Annotated in this window: 8 protein-coding genes and 1 pseudogene; 3 read left to right on the top strand and 6 right to left on the bottom strand. The window is 68.4% G+C overall.

The window, feature by feature from the left end; genetic code table 11:
* Positions 1–424 precede the first annotated feature (424 nt).
* Both TR50_RS45830 and TR50_RS25785 read right to left on the bottom strand, forming a co-directional pair.
* Positions 425–907 carry a hypothetical protein gene (locus TR50_RS45830; protein WP_152648635.1) on the bottom strand — a complete coding sequence of 161 codons (483 nt, stop codon included), beginning with the start codon at positions 905–907 and terminating at the stop codon, positions 425–427.
* A 299-nt stretch (positions 908–1,206) separates the two neighbouring features.
* Complete coding sequence (locus TR50_RS25785; protein WP_042426644.1) at positions 1,207–1,608, bottom strand: hypothetical protein; 402 nt, start codon at positions 1,606–1,608, stop codon at positions 1,207–1,209.
* 487 nt (positions 1,609–2,095) lie between these two features.
* On the opposite strand from TR50_RS25785, the gene TR50_RS45825 reads away from it, so the two are divergent.
* Positions 2,096–2,383: an SDR family oxidoreductase gene (locus TR50_RS45825; RefSeq protein WP_236654592.1), complete on the top strand. Its 288-nt coding sequence runs from the start codon at positions 2,096–2,098 to the stop codon at positions 2,381–2,383.
* Between the two features lie 460 nt (positions 2,384–2,843).
* Here the strand turns inward: TR50_RS45825 and TR50_RS25775 are convergent, their stop codons facing one another.
* Positions 2,844–3,518 (bottom strand): TetR/AcrR family transcriptional regulator, encoded by a 675-nt coding sequence (locus tag TR50_RS25775; RefSeq protein ID WP_042426642.1) that lies wholly within the window; start codon positions 3,516–3,518, stop codon positions 2,844–2,846.
* A 218-nt stretch (positions 3,519–3,736) separates the two neighbouring features.
* Between TR50_RS25775 and TR50_RS25770 the strand changes: the two genes are divergently transcribed.
* Entirely contained in the window at positions 3,737–4,630 is an 894-nt protein-coding gene (locus tag TR50_RS25770; RefSeq protein ID WP_042426639.1) for an aldo/keto reductase, read from the top strand.
* Positions 4,627–5,217, top strand: a complete 591-nt coding sequence (locus tag TR50_RS25765) for a TMEM175 family protein (RefSeq protein WP_201776878.1) — start codon at positions 4,627–4,629, stop codon at positions 5,215–5,217. The genes TR50_RS25770 and TR50_RS25765 overlap by 4 nt, the downstream gene beginning before the upstream one ends.
* An 87-nt stretch (positions 5,218–5,304) precedes the next feature.
* Here the strand turns inward: TR50_RS25765 and lexA are convergent, their stop codons facing one another.
* The 3 genes and pseudogenes from lexA to TR50_RS25755 all read right to left on the bottom strand — a co-directional run.
* Positions 5,305–5,790 carry a transcriptional repressor LexA gene (lexA, locus tag TR50_RS25760; RefSeq protein WP_369405784.1) on the bottom strand — a complete coding sequence of 162 codons (486 nt, stop codon included), beginning with the start codon at positions 5,788–5,790 and terminating at the stop codon, positions 5,305–5,307.
* Positions 5,751–6,002 (bottom strand): LexA family protein, encoded by a 252-nt coding sequence (locus TR50_RS50190; RefSeq protein ID WP_369405782.1) that lies wholly within the window; start codon positions 6,000–6,002, stop codon positions 5,751–5,753. The genes lexA and TR50_RS50190 overlap by 40 nt, the downstream gene beginning before the upstream one ends.
* Positions 6,003–6,383: 381 nt before the next feature.
* Positions 6,384–6,773, bottom strand: a pseudogene (locus TR50_RS25755) (PHP domain-containing protein); the annotation flags it as partial.
* Positions 6,774–6,906 lie beyond the last annotated feature (133 nt).

The following is a 6,906-nucleotide window of genomic DNA, read 5'->3' as shown; positions in this document are numbered from 1 at the left end:
CGGCCGCACCACGACCGCGGTGCTCGGCGCAGCCACCCCTCCGGTGTCCGCCAATGCGCTGCGCACCGCCACTGGATAACTGTGGAGGGACGCCGAAGTGCCCAGGGCCTGCGCGCTGGACACTTCGGCGTTCCGGACGTTCGCGGCGGCTCCTGATGGGACACCGGCCAAGTCGGCGGCGAGGGACAGGCGCAGCGCTGCCCGCGGCGAGGCACCCCTCTGCACGACGACCGGCTCAACCTCAGCCTGGAACAGGCCTGCCGTCTCGACGAACCAGCGATCGCAGTCGATCTGGAGACTATGGAGGCCCTTGCCGACGCCTGACTCTCCCGGCCGGCACCGATGGTCCGGTCAGCCGGGCACACGGGGGCGCGACAGCGTCATCGGTCTGGTGGGCCCGGCGAGCCCTCGTGGGGGCTTGCCGCTAGAACTGGATCTCCGGGCTCTGCACGTTCATGTAGTACTGCAGTCCGGATCCGAAGTTCGCCCAGAAGCCCACCTGCACGTAGACCTTGTGTCCGGTCTTGCGGAGGTCTTCCGACGGAAGGTTGAAGTAGTGATTCCCCGAGGAGCCGGGGACCCAGTTGCCGGTGCCGCTGAACGTGTCGTAGCAGCCGTAGTCCCACACCCGGGCGTGAGTGACGGAATCCACGAGTTGGGCGCAGGGGTCGGTCGGGAAGAGGCTGTTGATTCCGATGCCCGCCACAACCGAGGCACTATCTGTGGGGCTGAGGCTGATGCAGGAATCCACGTTCGAGCCGCTCCAGTTGGCCCACGAGTGGTTGGGGGTGTTGTCGGACCGGCACGCGTAGCCGCTTTCCTGTGCGGAGGCCGACGGGGCGATGAACAAGACACCTGCCCCGGCGGCGCCCAGCGCGGCAACGGTGGCGACAATGCGCTTGAGCATGAGTTCTCCTCAAATCCTAGGAATATCTGCGAGCGTCGGGCGGATCCACTAGGCTCTGTGGTGCGAGCCCGTACGCGCCGCAGCGGTCTTTGGGTCGTACGACCCGGTTTTCAGTCGACCGAGGCCCCTGCGCGAAGTGGCGGGACCAGATTGCTCGGGACGGCTGGGTGGAGTCTCGTTTCCCTCACGAATCCGTACTCCCGTAGACTTCCTCGGCCGTGTTCGTGCTGGCACCACCTTGTTTCCGCGGCCTCCCGGCCGGTCAGGCGCGCACTAAGCCACTTTGTGCGGTCGTGACTTCACGGGGTCCACGGGATCGGGTCAGTGCCCCAACTGAGGCTGCCTGAACCGCCGTATACCTGGACCGTGTATTGCGTTCCGATGTAGGCCCAGCGGCACTCCCCCGGGTTCAGGTACGTCTCGTACTGGTTGTTGCCGAGGGTGATCCAACCCATTGTCCCCGGACTCAGGTCAAGGTTTCCGCCGGTTCCCACGGAGTGAACCCAGAACTTGAGCCAGTTGGCCGAGGACTGTTGGTTGCAGATCCACACGGTCGGTGACGCGCCGTTGTTGGCCGCGCCGATCTCTACGTGGTCGTAGGTGTAGGAGTCGGTGTTGGCATGGGCTACACCGGTGGACCCGATGACCGCTGCAATGCTGAGCGACGTCGCCAGCGACGCTATCCGGGCGACCTTCTTCACACTCTTCTCCCTTGTCGCTCCGCGGACAGTCCAACCAGCATGCATGTGCGTGGGCAGCCGATGAACGACGTTATGCCGCCGTTCTCCTGCCAGTTCGCTGCTTGGACCAGCCGTGCCTGAACCATTGCGACCAGGCTGCCCGGTTGATCGTCCGGGGTCCCGTTTCCCGTACAAGTCCGTACACCCGACGCCGACTCGACAGGGGCAGCACCCGCCCGAGCGAACGCATGGGACGGCCGCGGGCGCGTCACTGGTCTTGAACCTCTGCACCGGTCATATGTTGGATCGCGACTTGTGCGCGGACTGCTGCGGCGGGGTACCTGAACGCCGTCCCCGCCCTTCCCGCCGGGCCGAAGGGGCCTTTCGCCCTGCCTGTCGGAGCCCTACATAGGATCGGGTCCGTGGCCGAGAAGCCGCGCACCAGCTCCAGACAACCGACCGACAGTGGGAGACCCTGGCCGTTCTGAAACGTCCGCACGACAAGGGCGTGCCCGCGGGGGCGCTGCACCGAGGGGCTGCACCTGACCGCGCTTGTCAGAGGACACGGCAGACAGCCGCTGAGATAGCTCCCCACGGTGTCAACGCCCTGAACCCCGGCGTGATCGGGGACAGCCCCAAGTGGCGCCGCGTGACGGACCATCCGCACATCGCCGTCACGCCCGTCGGCCGCCTCGTCACGATGGCGGACGTCGCCGACGCCACCGAGTTCCTCCTGCGCAACACCGCAATGAACGCCCACGACCTCCATGTCGACGGAGGTCAGCTGATCAAATAGGTCGCCACGACTGGGCTTGCCACAGCATCCGTTCGGTTGAGGCCTTCGCGCAGCGCGACCTGGAGGGCCCGGGCCCGGCCGAGTGCGCCGCGCAGGTCGGCGAGCCCGTGGTGGGCGCGGGCGGCCGCGCCCCGCGGGCCATCCGCTGCAGGTTGGTGCGCTGGGTGACAGCGCGGACGTGGTCGACGGCATTGACGCAGAACGTCATGTCCGTTCCGGGCGCAGGTCTTGCCGCGTGCCGGGGCGGAGTGCGCTTGCCTCAGGTCGTCAGCCGGGCGGGCCGCCGGGATCGGGCCTTGCAGTCGAAGGCGAGCCGGCGGTGCACGTGCGATCAGCCGACGAGCGGTCCAGCGCGACGGGGTTCGATATCGATCACGGGCACGGATGGTTCATCTGCGTGGTCACAGAGCTAGGCGGTGGCTGCGCCCGGCTCCCCGGAGCCGCATACGACTTCGGTCCGCTACTTGGTGACGTGTTCGGGGTCGGGATCGTCGGCCAGGTAGATCATGCGCATAAAGGCGGTGAGGCATACCTCGCACAGTTCGCTCTGCGACAGGGACTGCGGCAGTTGTGCCCAGGCGCGGAAGTTGAGCCGTTCAGCCTGCCAAGCCAATGCCTGTGCGGTGGTGCGGGCATCGAGTCCGGGCGGTGCTATGCCTCGGTCGCGTTCGCGCTGGATCGCGGTCTCGATGCGCGTGGTGGCGATGTCGATGGCGTCCAGCCAGACTTCGCGCACCTGCGGCGCCACGGTCCACAGGTCGCATGCCTCACGCAGAACGAATCGATGTGCCCACCATCGCCGGGTGACCGCTTCGATTGTCTCGCGCAGAGCCTCTCGTGGGCGCACGTCAGGAGCCCGGTCGATGAACCAGCTTCCGGGTTGCTCGTACACCTCGGTGCGGACGGCGATAAGGCGCCGCAGCAGTGCGGCCAGGGCGTCGTGCTTGGAGCTGTAGTACGCGTAGAAGCGGGTCCGCGTGATCCCCGCTTCGGCGGCGATCTGCTCGACGTCCAACTCGCTGAGCGGAGTGCTGGCCAGCAGCCGTTCGAGCGCATCGAGAATCAACGTGTCGCGCCGGACGGCTGTCGCCGTGGCCCGCGGACGTCGCACGGCCCTCGTTGGCAGGTCGGCCATGCGTGTCCTTTCCGTGCCGGTCGCTGTTAGGGCGCCGCGGGCACGCCGCTTGCAGGTGTTGCTTGAGCGTCCGCAGCCGGCATGTACTCCGCGACCGGCCGCCGGTATCGGATGGCCCAGCCCAGATTAGTGCAGCCAGTCGGTGCTATCGCCGACCGGCCGGGTCGAGAGATACAATACACGACGTCGTGTATTGTCGATCGATCGCGGAGCACGTCATGCGACAAGATCAGGAACTCCACCCCACCACCGTCACGGTCGGCCGCGATCTGGTCGTCAACCGGCTCGGGTACGGTGCGATGCGTCTGACCGGCCCTGGCATGTGGGGCGAGACCCCCGACCTTGCTGGAGGTATCGCCCTGCTCAGGAAGGTCGTGGACAGCGGCGTCCAATTCATCGACACTGCGGACGCCTACGGCCCCCACACCAACGAAAGCCTCATCCGGGACGCGCTGCACCCCTACCCCAACGACCTGGTGATCGCTACCAAGGGCGGGTTCATCCGAGGCGGACCGGACTACGCCGACTTCGGTGCGGTCGGCAATCGCGAGTACCTGCGCCAGTGCGCCTACCTGAGCGCCCGCCGTCTCGGCGTCGATCGCCTCGACCTCTACTACCTCCACAGTCCGAACGCGACCGACGTGCCGTTCATCGACCAGGTCGCGACCCTCGCCGAGCTGCGCGAGGAGGGACTGATCCGGCACATCGGCTTGTCCAACGTCAGCGTCGAGCAGTTCCACGCGGCGAGCCAGATCGTCGAGATCGCCGCCGTCACCGCGCTCTACAACATCGGCGAGCGCACTGGCGCCGAACTGCTAGCCGCCGCAGAGCAGACCGGTGCTGTGTTCTCTCCATGGCACCCGACGACCGTGCCCAACACAGGCCCGAACGCGGCCGGCATCGGCGCAGCACTCGACTCGCTGTGCGCCAAGTACCACGCGACCGTGCCACAACTCGCCCTCGCCTGGCTCCTGCACAACTCACCGATCATGCTTCCGATCCCCGGCACCTCCAGCCCGAGTCACCTCGATGAGAACCTGGCAGCCGCCTCGATCGAACTCACGGCCGAGGACGTGAAAGCCATCACCGACCTCATGCCCCGACTTCCGTGACCGAGACCGCCTCCCCGGCCGACTCGACGGACAGCCGGCGCATCGAGGCTTTCAGCGACGGCGTCATGGCGGTGATCATCACGATCATGGCACTGAACGTCCGTGCTCCCGACGGACCCTCCATGCAGGCCCTCGGCCACCGGCTGCCCGCCCTGCTGATCTACGTGCTGAGCTTCACCGCCATCGGCATGGCTTGGAATCACCACCACCAACTATTCCGTGCGGTCCAGACCGTCAGCCCGGCAGTGATGTGGGCCAACCTCCACTCGCTGTTCTGGCTCTCACTAGTTCCGATCGCCACCGAATGGGTCGGCTCGCACTACCAAGCCAGTCTGCCGGCCTGTGCGTACGGCATCGTCGCGGCAGGATCGGCCGCTGCCTACGCTGTGCTGATCCAGACGATCATCAAGGCCGCCGGACCGGGGTCCGCACTGGCTACTTCGGTGGGGGCCGATCGCAAGGGACTGACCGCTATCTGCCTCTATGCACTCGGAGCCGCATTGGCCTGGGTCGAGCCCTGGCTCGGCTACACCCTCTACGCCGGCGTCGCAGTCATGTGGTTCATCCCGGAACGCCGCTTTACCTAACGCGCCACGTGACAGACCATCCGCACATCGCCGTCACGCCCATCGGCCGCCTCGTCACTACGGGCGCTCATCAGGTCGCGCCTCGAGCTACACGCTCCGCAGGACGGCGACGACCTTGCCGAGGATCCGGGCGTTGGTTGCGGAGATGGGCTCGTAGGCGTCGTTCGCGGGCATGAGCCAGGCTCCCGCGCGGCCGCCGTGGTGGAGGCGTTTGACGGTGACCTCGTCATCGATGAGGGCGGCGACGATGTCGCCGTGGTCGGCCGCCCGGGCGGCACGGACGACGACGGTGTCGCCGTCGAGGATCCGCGCGCCGGTCATGGAGTCGCCGACCACGCGCAGCGCGAAGAACTCCCCGCCGGGCGGGAGCATCGCGGGCGGCAGCGGCAGGTACTCCTCGACGTGCTCCTCGGCGGTAATGGGGGCACCGGCGGCGATCCGCCCGATGAGCGGCACCGGCACCGGCGTGCCCTCCGCAGCCTCGTCCTCGTGGCCGGCGAGGAGGGGTTCCCCTTCGTCGCGGGCGAAGCGGGTCAGTGCGTAGCAGCTGGGCCGGTGGGGGTCCTTGCGCAGGTAGCCGGCTCGTTCGAGGGAGTGGACCTGGTGGGAGACCGAGAGGTGGAGGCCAGTCCGACGACTGCGCCGATCTCGCGCAGCGAGGGCGGGTCACCGTGTTCGGTGGACCAGGCGCCGATGGCGTCCAGGACCGCTTCCTGGCGTGGGGTCAGGCCCCGGGCGCTGCGGGCGGTTCCGGCGGGGCGGCCGGGCGAGGGGTGCTCCTCCATCAGCGGGTCCTCCCTGGTGTGCGTGTTCGTGGCGGTGAGGCTACCCGGTGTGCGGCTGGCCGGCGACGGCCGCCCACCGGCCGGCAGGTTGTGGTGGTCATGCGGCTCCGTAGAGGCTGGCGGGGCCGATGCTGTCCGGGCCGAAGCGTCTGCGGGCGCGGTCGGCGACGGCCTCGACCCGGCGCAGCCGCTCGTCGACCGGGTCGAAGGTGAGCTGCCGGGTGACGTGCTCCGCAGCGCGGATGCCGTCGGCATTGAGGGTGAAGGCGCGGACCCGGGCGCGTTGCAGGCCGAGCGTGGTGTAGAGGCGGTAGGCGGCGTCTCCGGCCCCAGCAGCACATACACGTCGCCCCCGGCAGCGTGCTCGAGGTCCGCTCAGGACAGGGCCGGCTTCGCGTCCGGATCGGCGTGCGCGGCGGTGATCAGCCGGCACACCGCCGCCCACCCCACGCGGTTCCGGGCCGGGAACCGCACCCGCGGCGCCGACTCGTCCACGAACGCACCCCCGCGGACCGGGGACCGGCGCCGCTCCCCCACCGCCGCGGCGGGGTCCAGGTACTCCGGCACGGCCAGGTCCACCCCGAACAGCGGCCGCACCCCCACCCGGGCACAGGCCTTCGCGAACCGCACCACCCCGGCGACCGTGTCCCGGTCGGTGACCGCAAGCGCGTCCAGGCCCCGCTCGGCCGCCCGCTCCGCCAGCACGTCCGGCAACGACGCGCCGAACCGCGCCGAGTAGCCGGAGTAGGCGCGCAAGTGGGTGAAGCCCATCGCGATGCCGCCTCCTTGCTGCTCGTGACGTGCCGGGTCTCCCCTCGCTCCCCTGTTGTGTCTCCCCTCAGCGTAGACCTTAATCAAACAAGTGAGCTAATAGAGTGAGGGCAGCAGGCTAGCAGCGGGACAG

Source organism: Streptacidiphilus anmyonensis (genome assembly GCF_000787855.1).
Classification (GTDB): Bacteria; Actinomycetota; Actinomycetes; order Streptomycetales; family Streptomycetaceae; genus Streptacidiphilus; species Streptacidiphilus anmyonensis.
Note: the sequence above shows the minus strand (reverse complement) of the source record. Positions and strands in the feature narration are given on the sequence as shown.